Genomic DNA, 15,477 nt, shown 5'->3' with positions numbered 1-15,477 from the left:
CGAGATGACCACGACCGAGAAGCCCGACACACTGCTCCGGATCCTCGACTACTCCTCCCGGGCCGACCCGTACCCGCTGTACGCGGAGCTGCGCGAGACGCCGGTGGCCCGGCAGGCGGACGGCAGTTACGTCGTCAGCACCTATCGCGAGATCGCGGAACTGCTGCACAACCCGCATCTGAGCTCCGACGTGCGCAACCTGTCGCGGCCCATGGAGGCGGTCCAGGGACGGACCACGCCGTCCTTCATCAACCTCGACCCTCCCGAGCACGACCGCCTGCGGCGCATGGCCATGCGTCATTTCGGCCCCCCGCACACCCCGGGGCTGGTGACGGGCATGGAAGACGATCTGACCGCCGTCGTCAACGGTCTGATCGACGGCTTCGCGGGCAAGGAACAGATCGACATCGTCGACGACTTCGCCTACCCGTTCCCCGTCACCGTGATCTGCCACCTGCTGGGCGTGCCGCGCGAGGACGAACCGAGGTTCCACCTCTGGGTGGACGCGATCGTGAACTCGATCGACTACAACCCCGAGACCGATCCGAAGGAGAAGCTGGAGAACGGTGTGCAGGCCCGTGAGGACCTGCGCCAGTACCTCGCCGGGCTGCTGGAGCAACGCCATGGCAAACCGGGCGAGGACCTGCTGAGCCGACTGGCCAACGACGACGGGCCGGACGGGCGGATGACCGACGAGGAGATCCTCGCCACCGCCAACCTGCTGCTGATCGCCGGCCACGAGACCACCGTCAACCTCATCACCAACGGCATGCTGACCCTGCTGCGGCAGCCGCAGATGCTGCAACGACTGCGCTCCGAACCGGGCTTGGTCGTCCCGCTGGTCGAGGAACTGCTGCGCTACGAACCCCCCGTGCACATCATTCCGTGGCGGGCGGCGTACACCGACATCACCGTGGCCGACACCGTCATCCCCAAGGGTTCGAAGATCATGCTGATGCTGGCCTCGGGCAGCCGCGATCCGAACCGCTTCCACGATCCCGACGTTTTCGACCCCGACCGGCGGGACAACGAGCACCTGGGCTTCGGCAGCGGCATCCACCTCTGCTTCGGCGGCCCCCTGGCCCGGCTGGAGACACAGATCGCGCTGACCGCACTGGTACAGCGGCTGGAGGAGCCCACGCTGGTCACCGACCCGCCGCCGTACCGCCCCAGTCCCGTTCTCCGCGGCCCGATCCATCTGCACATCGAGCAGAACAAGAACTGAGGAAGCGGGCGGGGGAGGGCTCCGCGAGAAGCCCGGCCGGGAATCCCCGGCCGGGCTTCTCGTGTCGGCGACCGGTCCGGGCCCATTCGGCGGTATACCGGGCACTCTTTGGTGTCGCGGGCCGGTGAGCGGAGCATGTTGGACGCCTGTGCGGGCCGGCGATCGGTTGACTGCACACGGAGGCGATCGCGTCTTCGGGGCGTTTCTCTTGAGGGGCAGTCACTGTGATCGACAGGCGGGAAGTGGTGCGGGCAGGCACGCTGGGTGCTCTGGGAGCGGGGTTGGTGGGGGCGCAGGCGTCACCCGCCGCCGCGTCACCTGCCGGATTCCTGGAGGGGGTCGGCCCCCGGGAATGGAAGCGGCTGGCCGACGCGCTGTCGTCGCGCTCCACCCTCTACCGGCCGAACGATTCCCACTACCCGCCGCTCGCGCTGCCGTTCAACCACCGCTTCGCCGGGACGCACCCCGCCGGAATCGTCGCCTGCGGTTCCACCGAGGACGCCCGTACGTCGGTCCGCTGGGCCCGGTCGGTCGGGCTGCCCGCCGTGCCCCGCTCCGGGCTGGGCCACAACTACGCCGGGTACTCCACCACGACGGGCCTGTTGCTCAACATGGCCCGGATGAAGACGATCCGCGTCACCCCGCGATCCGGCGCCCGCTCCCGGACCTACGGCTCGATGAAGGTCACCCATGGCGCGGGCACGGTCACCGTGGGAGCCGGCGTCACCAACGGCGATCTGCACCCGCTGCTGGAGGACCAGGGGATCTTCGTGCCGACCGGCCGCTGTCCCACGGTGGGGGTGGCCGGACTCGTGCTCGGCGGCGGTATCGGCTTCAGCGACAAGATGTTCGGTCTGACCTGCGACCGCCTGGTCTCGACGACCGTGGTCCTCGCCGACGGACGTGTCGTGGAGGCCGGCCGGGACTCGCATTCCGACCTGTTCTGGGGCTGCCGCGGCGGCGCCGGCAACAACTTCGGCGTCAACACGTCCTTTACGTTCCAGTACGAGCAGTTCCAGGGCGACGTGGGGTTCTACCAGTTGCGCTGGAGCCTGGACTCCGTGCTGCCGGTGCTCGCCGCCGCGCAGCGGATCGCCCTGGACGGCCTGGACGACAAGCGCTTCCACCTGCGTGTCGGCATCGGGACGCACGGGCGTGCCAGGGACCAGATCCGCGCCAACGCCAATGTCAACGCCATCGGTCAGTACTACGGCCCGCTCGACGAGTTGCGTGAGATTCTGGCTCCGCTGCTCGCCATCGGCACGGCCGAGGAGCGCGCCCGCAACCGGGCGTCCGTGCGCGAGGTCACTCCCGGTCAGGCGAGCGTGCTGCTGAGCGCCACCACGCCGGTGGAACAGTTCGCCACCAAGTCGGCCGTTCTCACTTCCCGCACGCTCCTGAGCGAACGGCAGGTCGGTGCCGCGGCCGAGCAGCTGCTGGACTGGCCGGGCAGCAGCAACGAGGACGGGGCCGGCTTCGCGATGTTCGCCCTCGGCGGCGAGATCAACCAGGTGCCACCGGACGCGACCGCGTTCGTGCACCGCAACGCCGTGTTCATCTTCGCTGCCGAGACCTCCTGGACGGATTACGATCCGCCCCGTGTCGAGGCCGCGAACCTGCACTGGCTGCGTGAGTTCTACCAGAGCATCTTCGCTGGCACGCCGCCCAAGCAGTCGTATCAGAACTTCCCGGACCCGACGCTGAAGGACTGGCGGCGGGCCTACTACGGCGCGAACTACGACCGGCTGGTCAGGGTGAAGCGGAAGTACGACCCGACCGGCTTCTTCAGCTATCCGCAAGGGATCGGCACCTGAGGGAAAAGGGAAAAGCGGACGGCCACGTCCCGCATGCACCTCGCACGCTCGGCGTCGGGCGTGCGTGGTGCACACGGGGCGTGACCGTCGGGGAGGGGCGGGAACTGGGACCCCGGCCCGATTCCAGCGGGCCGGGGCTCCTCAGTGTGCGACTGGTCGCGTTCTACCAGTCGCCGCCGTCGTCGCCGCCGCGGTCGCCGCCGCCGCCGAAGCCGCCGCCGCCGCCGTAGCCGCCGCCGAAGCCACCGCCGTCGTAGCCGTCGTAGCCCCGGACCACCCGGAAGCTGGCCACGACGCCGTGCTCGACGCCGACGCCCTCGGTGTGACCCGGCCGCACGCCGTTGGCCGAGCTGCGCGGGCCGACAGTGGCGATGGGAGCGCCGTTGTCGCACACCGCACCCCGGAAGACCTCGACGGTCCGACGGGTGTCGTTGCGGATGTTCAGGCTGCGCGCCCCCAGGCCGCTGACGACGGTGATGCAGTCGCCGGCGTGGGCCGAGTAGGACCGCTCGTTGACCTCGATGCGGCCCTCGTAGTAGCGGTGGCCACCGCCGCCGCCGCGACCCTCGTTGCCCTTGCCCTCGTTGCCCTTGCCGTTGTTGTTGTTGCCGTTCCCGCCGCCGCTGCCACCGTCGGGAGCGGCGGCAGGAGCGGCGGGAGCGGCGGCGGGGGCGGCGACGGCCGGCGCCTGCTGGGGCGCCGGGGCGGAAGCGGCGGAGGCGTAGGTGATGCCGGTCGCGGCCAGAGCCGCTGCTGCGGAAACGGCGGCGGTGACCGCCGTGGAACGAAGCTTCATTTCACAATCTCCTGTTTCAGGGCTGCCGGCCCGTCAGCCGGCTTGTGAATGAACTTACCCACGGCGGTCATATCGGTCATTTCGAAAGACAGGCATAAGAGCGCCAAATGAGGCATTTCTGGCCTTATTTGGGAGCCTGATGCGATGTCATATCGCCATCAAATAAGGCAGATTGACATACGATTAGTCCGTCTGATGGATCTTCTGACGTCCGCTCATCCCCCGACGCCAGCGTGTCGCTGCGAATGCGGCGAGGCGAGCCGTGTTAGCCGGGGACCCCTTCGCGCCTAAATCCGCTGGTCGCACGGCCCTGCACGGTCGTGCCCCGCCGGTGGGCGGTCCCCCTAGGCCGCCCCGGCGCTCAGAACAGGATGGACAGGTCGCGCGGTCGTACCCGGACGGTCACGGGCAGGGTGGCGTCGACCTCGCCGTCGGCGCCGTAGGGCACCGGCCGGTCCGCCTCGATGCGGATCTCCCTGCCTTGCAGGACGACGACCTCGGGCCGCTCGACATGGGCGCCGGTCTTGAGTTCGTTCATGAGCGTGAAGAACAGGCGCCGGGGGGCCTCCCGGATCATGACGACGTCCAGCAGGCCGTCGTCCACCCGGGCGGACGGGGCGACGATGCGCCCGGAGCCGTAGTAGGCGGAGTTGGCGGCCACGACGGTGTAGCCGCGGTGCGGGTGCTCCCGGCCGTCGACGGTGACCCGGTACGAGGCCGGGCGCCAGCCGGCGACGGCGCGCAGCCCGCCGGCATAGTACGAGGCGGCCCCACGCAGGACGCGCGCCCGGTTGGCATGGCGGTTGGCGAGCGCGTCGACGCCCGCATAGACACTGCCCAGCACCACGGTGCGGGGGTGTACCGCCGACTCGACCTCGATGGTGTCCACGCGCCGCGGCTCGCCGTCGAGCAGGACCCGGGCCAGGCCGGCCGCGTCGGTGGGCAGCTGGAGAGCACGGGCGAAGTCGTTGCCGCGGCCCGCGGGTATCAGGCCCAGCACGGCGTCCGTACCGCTGAGCGCGCCGCCTATGCCTCCGGCCATGCCGTCGCCGCCGACGGCGAGTACGACCCGACCCTGTTCCGCGGCCCGGCGGGCCAGCTCCCGGGCGTGGGCGAGGCTGTGGCTGTACTCGGTGTCCAGTCCCGCTCCGGCCTCCCGCAGCAGACGGGCGACCTGGAGCAGCGCCGCCGCTCCGGCCGAGTCGCCCGCAGTGGGATTGACGACGGCGGTGAACTGTCGCATCGGTGTGCCTCCGGGCGGTGACGGTGGGACGGAGCGGGGATGGAGCCTGGGGAGGTGCAGGCCCCGGCGCGGGGCCGGAGTCCGACGACGGACCGGCCGCCGTACGGCGGCCGGTGCGGGGGAGTCAGTCCTTGGGCAGCAGCACCCCGGGGTTGAGCAGGCCGTCGGGGTCCAGTCGCCGCTTGACGGCGCGCAGTGCCTCGACACCCAGCGGCCCGGCCTCCCGCACGTACCAGTCACGGTGATCGGTACCCACGCCGTGGTGGTGGCTGATCGTACCGCCCGCGTTCAGGACGGCCTCGCAGGCCGCCGCCTTGGCCGGTGCCCAGTGCGCGACGGCGTCCTCGCCCTGGGCGCCGACCACGGTGAAGTACAGCGAGGCGCCGTTCTCGTACACGTGCGAGATGTGGCACATCACGAGCGGCGGGGTCCCGGCCGCGGTGAGGGTCTCGGTGAGCGCGGTGCGTACGGCCGCGTAGAGCTCGGGGATCCGCGACCAGAAGGCCGCCGTCTCCAGGGTCTCGGCGAACGCGCCGGCGTCGAGCAGGGAGTCCCGCAGGTACGGTGCCGCGTAACGGCCGTGTGCCCAGCGTTCGCCGGGCTCCGCTCCGAGGAGGGTGCCACCGGCGGCGCGCAGCACGGCGGCGGCCTGCTCCCGGCGGCGCTCCGTCTCCTCCTGGGTCCCCTCGTACCCGGCGATCGCCGTGCAACCGGCGTTCGCCGACAGGTCGGCCGAGCCGATGGCGTCGGGCTGGGCGAGGCCGACGAACGTCTCCGTCTCGTCGGACAGTCGCAGGACCGTCGGGCGCGGGCCGTCCTGGGCGAGCCGGCGCAGGGCGGCGGCGCCCTGCTCGAAGGAGGCGAAGCGCCACCCCTCGTAGATACGTTTCTGCGGCTGGGGCCTGACGCGGACCGTGACGGCGGTGATGACCCCGAAGGCTCCCTCGGAGCCGAGGATCAGCTGCCGCAGATCGGGGCCGGCCGCCGAGCGCGGCGCGCGTCCCACTTCCAGGGTGCCCTCGGGGGTCGCGACGGTGAGGCCGAGGACCATCTCGTCGAAGCGGCCGTAACCGGCGGAGGCCTGTCCGCTGGAACGGGCGGCCGCGAATCCGCCGATCGTCGCCCACTCGTAGGACTGCGGGAAGTGGCCGAGGGTGAACCCGTGCCCGGCCAGGAGCGCCTCCGCGTCGGGGGCGCGCAGGCCGGGCTGGAGAGTGGCGGTCCGTGAGATCGGGTCGACGTCGAGCAGGGCGTCCATACGGCGCAGGTCCAGGGCGACGAAGACACGGCGCTCGGGGGCGAGGCCGCCGACGACGGACGTACCGCCGCCGAACGGGACGACCGCGAGGGAGTGTTCGCCGCAGACCCGCAGCACCGCGAGGACCTCGGCGTGGGTGGCGGGCAGGACCACGGCTGCCGGGGCGTCCACGACGTCTCCGGCACGGATCCTCAACAGGTCGGGCGTGGACTTGCCGCGCGTGTGCCTGATCCGGCTCTCCGCGTCGGTGCGCACATGGGCCTCGCCGCCGACGGCCGCCGCCAGCGCGCGCAGGGCGGCGGTGTCCAGCGGGGACTCGGGGAGCGGGATCTCCTCCAGGGCGAGCGTGCCGGTGTCCCGCGGCTTGACGCCGAGCAGGTCCCGCAGCAGCGCGGTCACCGGATCGGGCAGCGGTGCCGCCTTGGCGGGGTCGCCCCAGCCACTCCACAGCATGTCCATGAACGGTCTGTCCTCATCGGTCGGTTGGCGACGCGCCGTCTCCCGCACGGCCGCACGGGGCGTTACACTGTGACACATGACGCCTATTCGTCACAACCACTCGGGCAGCAGCTCGGACAGCTCGGACAGCGATCCCGTTCTCGACGCCGTACGCGACTGTGTGCTGGCGTTCGGCGTCCGGCGCACCACCCTCACCGACGTCGCCCGACGCGCCGGCGTCTCGCGGATGACCCTCTACCGCCGCTGGCCCGACGTGCGGTCACTGGTCGGCGACCTCATGACGCGTGAGTGGATCGACGTGGCGAGCCGTGCCATGCCGCAGCGTCGGCCCGGCCAGGACATGCGCGGCCTGATCGTGGACGGGCTCGTGGCCGGAGTCGCGGCGTTCCGGGCCCACCCGCTCTTCCTCAAGATCGTCGACGTCGACCCCGAACTCCTGCTGACCTACGTCCTGGACCGCCGGGGAGCCAGCCAGGAAGCCCTGCTGGGCCTGCTCGCCGAATCGCTGGCGGAAGGTCACGCCGACGGGTCGGTGCGGCGCACGCACACGGACCGGCAGGCCCGCGCGGTCCTGCTCGTCGTCCAGTCCTTCACCCTGTCGCTGCGGACCATGACCGACGAGGACGACCCCGAACTCACCGAGTCCGCCTTCCTCGACGAACTGCGCACCCTTCTGGAGAGGACCCTGACCCCATGAGCCCGACCAGCAGTCCGTCCGGCCCGTCCGTCCCCGCTCCCGCCCCCGGATCGTCGCTCTCCGCCGTCCGCCGCCGCCGCGAACTGGCCGAGGCCGTCGACGCCGACGTGGTGGACGTCCTGGTCGTCGGGCTCGGCGCCACCGGCGCCGGGGTCGCACTCGACGCCGCGGCGCGCGGCCTCAGCGTCGTCGCCGTCGACGCCCACGACCTCGCCTTCGGCACCTCGCGCTGGAGTTCCAAACTCATCCACGGCGGACTGCGCTACCTCGCCTCGGGACAACTCGACGTCGCCCACGAGAGCGCCGTGGAACGCGGTGTCCTCATGGAACGCACCGCACCCCACCTGGTACGCGCCCAGCCCTTCGTCCTGCCCCTGACGCCCTCGGTCTCCCGCGGCCAGGCGTCCTTGGCCTGGGCCGGCTTCCGGGCCGGGGACGCCCTGCGGCTCGCGGCCCGCACCTCCCGGGCCACCCTGCCCGCGCCGCGCCGCCTCTCCGCCGTCGAAGCCCGCCACCTGACACCGTCGGTACGCCCCGGCGGCCTGCGCGGCGGGCTGCTGTCCTGGGACGGCCGGGTGACCGACGACGCCCGTCTGGTCACCGCGCTGGCCCGCACCGCCGCCGCCCACGGCGCGAAGATCCTCACCAGGGTCCGGGCCCTGGAACTCGGTGGGAGCACCGCCCGCGTCCGCGACGAACTCACCGGAGAACAGGGCGAGATCAGGGCCCGCGCGATCATCAACGCCTCCGGCGTATGGGCGGGCGGCCTGGTCGACGGCATCCGTATCCGCCCCTCGCGCGGCACCCATCTGGTCCTGCGCGCCGACCTGCTCGGTCCGCTGCCCGCAGGCCTGCACATCCCGATTCCGGGGGAGACCAACCGGTTCGTCCTCGTGCTGCCGCAGGACGACGGCCGTGTGTACGTGGGCCTGACCGACGAGCCCGTCGACGGTGACATACCGGACGTGCCCGAGGTGCCCGAGTCCGACATCGGCTTCCTGCTGGACGTGCTGGGCTCCGCCCTGGACACCCCGGTCAGGCGCCACGACGTCGTCGGCGCCTTCGCGGGACTGCGTCCCCTGCTGGACACCGCGCCGACCCGGTCGACGGACCCCGCGCGCACCTCCGACATCTCGCGCCGGCACGCCGTCCTCACCTCCGACGAAGGGGTGGTCACGGTGGTCGGCGGCAAACTCACCACCTACCGGCGCATGGCGCAGGACGCCGTCGACGCGGCGGTCGAGGCCCGCGGCCTGCGCGCCGGTGACTCGACCACCGCGTCCCTGCCCCTGGTCGGAGCCGCCGCCCCGCACCGGCTCGGCGCGCTCACGGCCCCCGGCCACCTGGTCCGCCGCTACGGCACCGAGGCACCGGCCGTGCACGCCCTGGGCACCCGTGATCCCCGCCTGAACGAACCCGTGGTGCCTGGCAACCCCCTCACCCGGGGCGCCCTGCTGTGGGCCGCCCTGCACGAGGGCGCCCTGGACGAGGCCGACCTCCTGGACCGGCGTACCCGCATCGGGCTCGTGCCGCAGGACCGGGCGGCGGCCGTGACGGCGGCCCGGGAGGCCCTGGACGCGGCCGCCGCCCAGCCTGCCTGACCTCCGGGTACGACAAAGCCGCTGCTTCGTGTGAAGCAGCGGTCGGTGTCGCGTGATGCCTGCGGTGGGCGGGGTGCGCCCGGCACTGGTTGTTTTAGTACCAGTGGTGGGTCTGCCAGAAGTCCCAGGCCTGGGCGGGGCTGCCGTAGCGGGAGTTCATGTAGTCCAGGCCCCACTTGATCTGGGTGGCGGGGTTGGTCTTCCAGTCGGAACCGGCGGTGGCCATCTTCGAGCCGGGCAGGGCCTGGACGAGGCCGTAGGCGCCGGACGAGGAGTTGGTGGCGGTGTGGTTCCAGCCGCTCTCGTGGGTGACGATCTGGTTGAAGGCGTTGTACTGGGCCGTGTCCGGGATCATCCGGTGGGCGATCGCCTGGGCGGAGGAGGCGGACGTCGTGGCGGCCTGGGCCGGGGCCGCGGCGAGGGCCATTCCGGCAGTGGCGGCGGCCACGGCGACGACGGACAGGGCCTTCTTCGGGCTGGCGATGCGGCGGATGGCGGCGAAGGACACGGAGACTCGCTTTCATCGGGGACAAGGGGGTCGCTCGCTCGCCGGGGGACCGTGTGGTGCTCGTCGGTCCTGGCATGCGGAGGCACCGTGACCCCTGGGGGCCGTGGTGCCTGGCGACGTCCTCAAGACAACCAGCCCCGACCGATGTCCGCAATGACCCCTTTTACTAGTTGTGGCCGCATTGGGGCGTTTGCCGGTTCGTGTGAGCTGGCTCTCAATCCGCAGGTCAGGGCATGGATGGGCGTCTAAACATGTGGCTTTTCGTCCACTATCGCGGGTAGTGGGTGACGTGGGTCATGTGGGGTGCTTCACCGGTTCCGCGACACTGCGCGCACGAGGGCTCACGGTGCGGGTGCGATGGATGTGACCGCGGTCTCGAAGGTCGCCCGGCCTCGGGCATCGATCGGAGGACGGGCCTTGATCAGCACAGCCGAGTACGCACTCCTGTCCGCGTCGGACATCGCGCGGCACGTCAACCGAGGTGACCTGGCGGCCCGCGAGGTCGTCGCGGCCGCGTTGGCGCGGATCATGGAACGCGACGATGGCGTACGGGCCTTCACCGACATCTGGGCGGAGCCGGCCCTCGCCCGGGCCGCGGAGCTGGACGCCCGGCTCGCTCGTGGCACCGTACTACCGCTGGCGGGAGTGCCGATCGGCGTCAAGGCCGGGGAGGGCGCCGACTCCTTCCAGAACACGCGCCTGACCGCGGCCGGGTGCGTGCCGGTCGGCGCCACCTCGGTACCGCGCAGTCGGCAGGGCTGGCAGACCTACGGTCACACCGACCGCGGTCCCACCCTCAACCCGCTCGATCCGGCCTGGTCGCCCGGCGGGTCGTCGGCCGGGTCCGCGGCCGCCGTCGCCGCCGGCCTCGTACCGATGGCCAGCGGTTCGGACGGCGCCGGTTCCGTACGGATTCCCGCCGCGTGGTGCGGGGTCACCGGCTTCAAGCCCACCAACGGGCTGCTGCCCTCCCGCGATCGGGCGGGGCTGAACTCGCCGGGTGTGCTGGCCCGCAGTCCGCTGGACGCCGCCGCCTATCTGGACGCGGTCGCCCCCGTACGGACCGTCCCGGCGGAATCGGTGGCGCCACCGACTGCCGTCTGGTCGGCCACCCTGGGGTATGCCGACACGGACGCCGCCGTCGCCGCCGTGGCTCTTCGTGCCGCCCGGACACTTGCCGAGCAGGGCGTTCTCTCGGTGTCGGCGGACCGGCCGCCGACGCTCGTCGACCCCGCCCCGGCCTGGACGGCCCTGCGCGCAAGCGATCGGCCGCCCGCAGAGGTGGACCGTGCCGTCGCGGTCAACGCCGCACGCCTGCGGGACTGCTTCGCGCATGCCGACCTTCTCCTCACGCCCACCACACCGCACCCGCCGCACGGCCACGACGGCCCCAGAGCCCGGATGAGCGTGGCCTTGACCTGGGCTTTCAACATCACGGGACATCCCGCGCTCAGCCTGCCCGCCGGACGCACCGTGCGCGGCGAACCGGTCGGTCTGCAACTGGTCGCGCCCCATGGCGCCGACGCCCGGCTCCTGGACGTGGCCTGCCGTGCCGCGCGTGCGCTGTCGGCCGCTACGGCCGCTACGGCCGCTACGGCCGCTACGGACGGAGGGACGTGCGACGTAGGGTGGAAACCGACGCTCTGAGAGGTCGTCCTCTTCAGGGACGGCACCCGCACGGAGGGTGGCCAGAACGCGCGGTCGGCAGCAGACCCTGCCCTGCGCACGGCCGTCGGCATCGGGCTGGTCCTCGGCCACGAGATCACCGGCGAGGTGGTGGAGCGGGGCCCGGACGTCGAGTTCGTCCAGGTCGGGGATCTCGTCTCGGTGCCGTTCAACGGTGTACGTCGCCGGGGCGGGGCCCGTCGGTCCGGCCGCCGCGGCGGTTGAGCGCGTCCATCCGCTCAAGACAGCGGTCGACCACCTCGACCGGGCTCACCTCCTTACGGCGTATGGCCGCGGCGAGTTCGACGGCCGGGGTGAACAGGTCGATCGGCGAGTGCGTCACGAGCGGTCCCTTCTGGTCCGCGGTGCTTGCAGGAGCCGTCGGTGTCGGTGCGCCCGCGCCATCCCGTATTGGACGAATGTCACGTAACTTGGCGTCATGCGATCCGCCGAGCCGGTTCCTGACGCCGCGGCGGTGTGGGACATCGCCACGCCGGCCGGGCCCGGCCCGCTGCCCGGCGTCAGCATGGCCGGATTCCGGGGTCGCAGCGCGGACCCCGTCGACCTGGACATCGTTCCGTACCCGGCCGTCACGGTCGCCGTCGACCTCGGCGACGGACTGCTCGCCGTCGACGACGGCGGCGGCTGGCGGCAGAACGGCAGTTTCGTCCTCGGACTCGCGCCCGGCGGTGTCCGGGGCCGCGGCCGTGACATCGACTGCCTCCAGGTGCGACTGTCGCCGGTGGTCGCCCACGCGGTGCTGGGCGGCGCCTTCGCCGAGTCGAACGGCACGATGGTCACCCTCGACGACCTCTGGGGCCGCGAGGGCACGCGAACGCGGGAACGACTGCACGCCGCCCACGCCTGGGAGGACCGGTTCGCGATCGTGGCGGCGGCGCTCGTCCGACGGTACGAGACAGGCCGGACGATCGAGCCCGAAGTCGCCTTCGTATGGCGGAAGATGGTGACGAACCTGGGAGGCGTCCGGGTCGAGCGGCTGGCCGCCGAGGTCGGCTGGAGCCGTAAGCGCCTGTGGTCCCGGTTCCGGTCCCAGGTCGGGCTCAACCCCAAGCGCGCCGCCCAGTTGGTCCGCTTCGACCACGCGGCCCACCGGCTGGCCGCGGGTCACAGCGCGGCACGGGTGGCGGCGGAGATCGGCTATGCCGACCAGTCCCACCTCCACCGCGATGTCATGGCGTTCGCCGGTGTGACACCCACGGCCGTCGCGGCCGCGCCGTGGCTCGCGGTCGACGACATCGCGTGGGCCGCCCCCGCCTATCTGTCCAGATCCTGATCCGACGGTCCGCCGCAGCTCCACCGTGCGCCAGGGAGGTCGTATGAGAGTCGCCGTCCGGGCGTGGTTCTGCGTCTGGTTCGTCGTGGGCGCGCTGGGCTCGCTCGGTCTGCTGACCGCCCTGACCATCGGCCCGTATCTGCTGCCCGGCGCGGTCGCGGCAGCCGCGCTCCTGGCCGTGCGGCGCGGCTCGTCGGCCGGGCTTCCGGGTCTGGTCTCCGGTCTCGGCGTACCGCTGCTGTACGTGGCCTTCCTCAACCGTGGGGGCCCGGGCAACGTGTGCACCGCGACGGCCTCCGGCCAGTCCTGCGTGGACGAGTTCGACCCGTGGCCGTGGCTGGCCGTGGGGACGGCCCTCTTCCTCGCCGGGATCGTGCTCGCCGCGCTCCTGCGGCACCGGACGGACCCGGCGGTCCGGCAGTAGGGCCCGGCCGACCGTTCCCGTCTGCCCCGCGCTGTCATGCACGCTCTAGGCTGACGCGGTGACAGACGTGGCGAACGAACTTCATGACGTCGGGCCGGGGTTCGAGCGGCCGAGCCTGTGGCGGCAGCGGGACTTCATGCTGTTGTGGAGCGGTCAGACGGCCAGCGAGATGGGTTCGGCGATCACCCAGCTCGCGTTGCCGCTGGTAGCCGTCGTCGCGCTGAACGCGAGCACGTTGGAGGTCGGGTTGCTGACCGCCGCCACCACGGCGGCGTTCGCGCTGATCGCGCTGCCCGCGGGCGCGCTCGTGGACCGCGGCTCCAAACGATCCATCATGATCGTCTGCGATGTCCTGCGGCTGCTGATCATCGGCTCGGTCCCGGTGGCGGCGGCCTTCGGCACCCTGACGATGGCCCAGCTCTACCTCGTCGCCGCCGCGGCAGGCGTGTGCACGGTGTTCTTCGACGTCTCGTACCAGAGCTATGTGCCCTCGCTCGTCAGCGCCGAGTACCGGATGGAGGCCAACGGCAAACTGGGGACGACCCAGGCGTTCGCGCAGCTCGGGGGGCCCGGCGTGGGCGGGGGACTGGTCGCGGTGCTCGGTGCGGCGGGGGCGCTGGCCGCCGACGCGATCTCGTACGCGGTGTCCGTCGCCTCGCTCCTCGGCATCAGGACGCGCGAGGAACCGCCGCCCGCGCGGCGGCCCGAGGAGACGCTGCGCAGCCGGATCGCCGAGGGACTGCGCTTCGTCGTCGGGCACAAGGTGCTGCGGAAGGTCGTGGCGTGCACGGGCACCGCGAACCTGTTCGGCGGCATGAGCACGGCACTGGAGGTGATCTTCCTCGTCCGGGAGCTGCACGTACCTCCCGCGCTGATCGGGCTGATCACGGCGGGCACGGCCGTCGGCGGGATCGTCGGGGGAGCCCTGGCCGGCCGGCTCGCCAGGAGGATCGGTTCGGCGCGGATCATCTGGATGTCGATGCTGGTGTTCAGCGCGCCGCAGGTCGTCGCGGCGGCGGCCTGGCGCGGCTGGGGCGTGCTGCTGGTCCCGCTGGGCTGGGGCGTCGCGTACTTCGCCGGGATGGTGTACAACGTCGCGCAGCTCAGCTACCGGCAGTCGGTGACACCTCCCGAACTGATGGGCCGGATGAACGCGGCCGTCCGCTGGGTGGTGTGGGGCACGCTGCCGCTCGGCGGGATCCTCGGCGGAGTGCTCGGCACGCAGATCGGCGTGCGGCCCACGCTGGCGCTGGCGTTGGTCGGTTCCTGGGCGGCCGGCTGGTTCGTGTTCTTCTCCCCGCTGCGCCGACTGCGCGACGTCCCCGCACCCGCCGCGGGGTGACACCGCCGTACTGACGCGGCCGCGGTTCCTGCCGGAGTGAGTGTCAGATCCATCATGCCTGGTAGAAGGCCGTTCGCGGTAGGACGGAGCGCACGTCGGTCGGGACTTGTCGCGGCTGGCGGCCTGCCCGCAGACTCGTCGTCATCCACTCCTCGACGTTCGTGTCGGCAGCCGTTCCCGGCTGTCGGCGCGTTCGCTGTGCTGTCCCGTCGTGCGACGGGTGGGGGTCGGGGGGTGCGGGAACGAAGGGGGATCGATGGATCAGGACATGGTCATGCGGGCGAGGGTGCGGCTGCTGAGCGCGAACCGGCGGGTGGTGCGTGGCACCGAAGGGCTGTCGATCTACCGCCTGTTGACCCAGGTCGAGCCGGAGGTGTACGGGTCGAAGCTGGCGTACGTCCTGGTGGAGGCCAGCGCCTCGGCGGCGGTGCGGGACCTGCCCCGGCAACGGCTGGCGCTGCTGGACGAGGCGGTGGCGGTGGCGACGGCCCTCGACACCGCGAACCCCTACCGGGCGAAGGTGCTGGCGCGAGCCCTCGAAGCCCGGCGGGAACTGGACGGGCGACGGGCGATGTGAGGGGTGCCTTGACCGGACCGCAGGCGTAGCAGGACAGGCAATGTGACAGGACCAGGCCGGGGCCCAGGCCTGGTCCTCGTCGCGCTAACCTGCGTCGTCATGACGCGCTCCTGGAACTTGGCGATTCCCTTCGGGCTCTGCGGAGCGGTTCTCGCGACCGGCCTGTTCCTGAGCGGGAGCCCCTGGGACGCCGTGGTGGTGCTGCTGCTGTTCGCGCTGCTCGCAGCCATGAACTCACCTCTCGTGTTCCCGCGGTCGGTCGGTGCGCTAGAGGCACGACGCCGCAGTGCGGCCGACGGCCGGCCGGTCGTCTACTGGCGGCCGGGCTGCACGTACTGCCTGCGACTGCGGCTCCGACTGGGGCGCGACGCCCGCAGACTGCACTGGGTCGACATCTGGCGTGACCCGGAAGGGGCCGCGGCGGTGCGGGCGGCCAACGACGGCAACGAGACCGTGCCGACCGTCGTCGTGGCGGGCCGGGCGCACACCAACCCCGATCCCGCGTGGGTTCGGGGGCAGATCCCCTCGGCGTGAGCCGGAACGACGGACCGCGCCACCCGAGCCGTCCGGGCTC

Annotated in this window: 15 protein-coding genes and 1 pseudogene; 11 read left to right on the top strand and 5 right to left on the bottom strand. The window is 72.0% G+C overall.

Translation table 11 applies throughout. From position 1 onward, the window contains the following. The first annotated feature begins 4 nt into the window (after positions 1 to 4). Together FNH09_RS21310 and FNH09_RS21305 are read left to right on the top strand one after the other, a co-directional pair. Entirely contained in the window at positions 5 to 1,225 is a 1,221-nt protein-coding gene (locus tag FNH09_RS21310) for a cytochrome P450 (RefSeq protein WP_152890351.1), read from the top strand. Positions 1,226 to 1,449: 224 nt separating this feature from the next. After that, positions 1,450 to 3,039: an FAD-binding protein gene (locus FNH09_RS21305; RefSeq protein WP_162468884.1), complete on the top strand. Its 1,590-nt coding sequence runs from the start codon at positions 1,450 to 1,452 to the stop codon at positions 3,037 to 3,039. 163 nt (positions 3,040 to 3,202) lie between these two features. Here the strand turns inward: FNH09_RS21305 and FNH09_RS21300 are convergent, their stop codons facing one another. From FNH09_RS21300 to FNH09_RS21290, 3 genes are all read right to left on the bottom strand, one after another. Beyond that, positions 3,203 to 3,835, bottom strand: a complete 633-nt coding sequence (locus FNH09_RS21300) for a hypothetical protein (RefSeq protein WP_152890349.1) — start codon at positions 3,833 to 3,835, stop codon at positions 3,203 to 3,205. Between the two features lie 361 nt (positions 3,836 to 4,196). Continuing rightward, complete coding sequence (locus tag FNH09_RS21295) at positions 4,197 to 5,078, bottom strand: YegS/Rv2252/BmrU family lipid kinase (RefSeq protein WP_152890347.1); 882 nt, start codon at positions 5,076 to 5,078, stop codon at positions 4,197 to 4,199. A gap of 124 nt (positions 5,079 to 5,202) precedes the next feature. Then, positions 5,203 to 6,795 (bottom strand): FAD-binding oxidoreductase, encoded by a 1,593-nt coding sequence (locus tag FNH09_RS21290; RefSeq protein ID WP_152890345.1) that lies wholly within the window; start codon positions 6,793 to 6,795, stop codon positions 5,203 to 5,205. Positions 6,796 to 6,871: 76 nt separating this feature from the next. Between FNH09_RS21290 and FNH09_RS21285 the strand changes: the two genes are divergently transcribed. Both FNH09_RS21285 and FNH09_RS21280 read left to right on the top strand, forming a co-directional pair. Next, the gene (locus FNH09_RS21285) at positions 6,872 to 7,492 is read left to right on the top strand and encodes a TetR/AcrR family transcriptional regulator (protein ID WP_152890343.1); all 621 of its coding nucleotides are present in this window, start codon (positions 6,872 to 6,874) and stop codon (positions 7,490 to 7,492) included. Further along, on the top strand, positions 7,489 to 9,093 hold the full coding sequence (locus FNH09_RS21280; RefSeq protein WP_152890341.1) for a glycerol-3-phosphate dehydrogenase/oxidase: 1,605 nt from the start codon (positions 7,489 to 7,491) through the stop codon (positions 9,091 to 9,093). The genes FNH09_RS21285 and FNH09_RS21280 overlap by 4 nt, the downstream gene beginning before the upstream one ends. Before the next feature lie 94 nt (positions 9,094 to 9,187). Here FNH09_RS21280 and FNH09_RS21275 read toward each other — a convergent pair whose 3' ends face one another. After that, a complete protein-coding gene (locus tag FNH09_RS21275; protein ID WP_162468883.1) occupies positions 9,188 to 9,601 on the bottom strand; it encodes an aggregation-promoting factor C-terminal-like domain-containing protein in 414 nt (137 codons plus the stop codon). A 417-nt stretch (positions 9,602 to 10,018) separates the two neighbouring features. On the opposite strand from FNH09_RS21275, the gene FNH09_RS21270 reads away from it, so the two are divergent. Then, on the top strand, positions 10,019 to 11,248 hold the full coding sequence (locus FNH09_RS21270; protein WP_152890339.1) for an amidase: 1,230 nt from the start codon (positions 10,019 to 10,021) through the stop codon (positions 11,246 to 11,248). Between the two features lie 75 nt (positions 11,249 to 11,323). After that, a pseudogene (locus tag FNH09_RS21265) lies at positions 11,324 to 11,440 on the top strand (alcohol dehydrogenase catalytic domain-containing protein); the annotation flags it as partial. On the opposite strand, the gene FNH09_RS46750 reads toward FNH09_RS21265, so the two are convergent. Then, on the bottom strand, positions 11,436 to 11,609 hold the full coding sequence (locus tag FNH09_RS46750; protein WP_156110830.1) for a hypothetical protein: 174 nt from the start codon (positions 11,607 to 11,609) through the stop codon (positions 11,436 to 11,438). The pseudogene FNH09_RS21265 and the gene FNH09_RS46750 overlap by 5 nt on opposite strands. 96 nt (positions 11,610 to 11,705) lie before the next feature. Here FNH09_RS46750 and FNH09_RS21260 point away from each other — a divergent pair, with 96 nt between their 5' ends. From FNH09_RS21260 to FNH09_RS21240, 5 genes are all read left to right on the top strand, one after another. After that, positions 11,706 to 12,560, top strand: coding sequence for a helix-turn-helix domain-containing protein (locus tag FNH09_RS21260; protein WP_152890337.1), 855 nt, complete (start codon positions 11,706 to 11,708; stop codon positions 12,558 to 12,560). A gap of 43 nt (positions 12,561 to 12,603) precedes the next feature. Further along, entirely contained in the window at positions 12,604 to 12,984 is a 381-nt protein-coding gene (locus FNH09_RS21255) for a hypothetical protein (RefSeq protein WP_152890335.1), read from the top strand. Positions 12,985 to 13,042: 58 nt separating this feature from the next. After that, complete coding sequence (locus FNH09_RS21250; protein ID WP_338017635.1) at positions 13,043 to 14,326, top strand: MFS transporter; 1,284 nt, start codon at positions 13,043 to 13,045, stop codon at positions 14,324 to 14,326. Between the two features lie 256 nt (positions 14,327 to 14,582). Further along, a complete protein-coding gene (locus tag FNH09_RS21245) occupies positions 14,583 to 14,903 on the top strand; it encodes a hypothetical protein (protein WP_152890333.1) in 321 nt (106 codons plus the stop codon). Between the two features lie 99 nt (positions 14,904 to 15,002). After that, the gene (locus FNH09_RS21240; protein ID WP_152890331.1) at positions 15,003 to 15,437 is read left to right on the top strand and encodes a glutaredoxin domain-containing protein; all 435 of its coding nucleotides are present in this window, start codon (positions 15,003 to 15,005) and stop codon (positions 15,435 to 15,437) included. The last annotated feature ends 40 nt before the right edge of the window (positions 15,438 to 15,477 follow it).

The sequence above is a fragment of the Streptomyces adustus genome, from assembly GCF_009377175.1.
Taxonomy (GTDB): Bacteria; Actinomycetota; Actinomycetes; order Streptomycetales; family Streptomycetaceae; genus Streptomyces; species Streptomyces adustus.
Note: the sequence above shows the minus strand (reverse complement) of the source record. Positions and strands in the feature narration are given on the sequence as shown.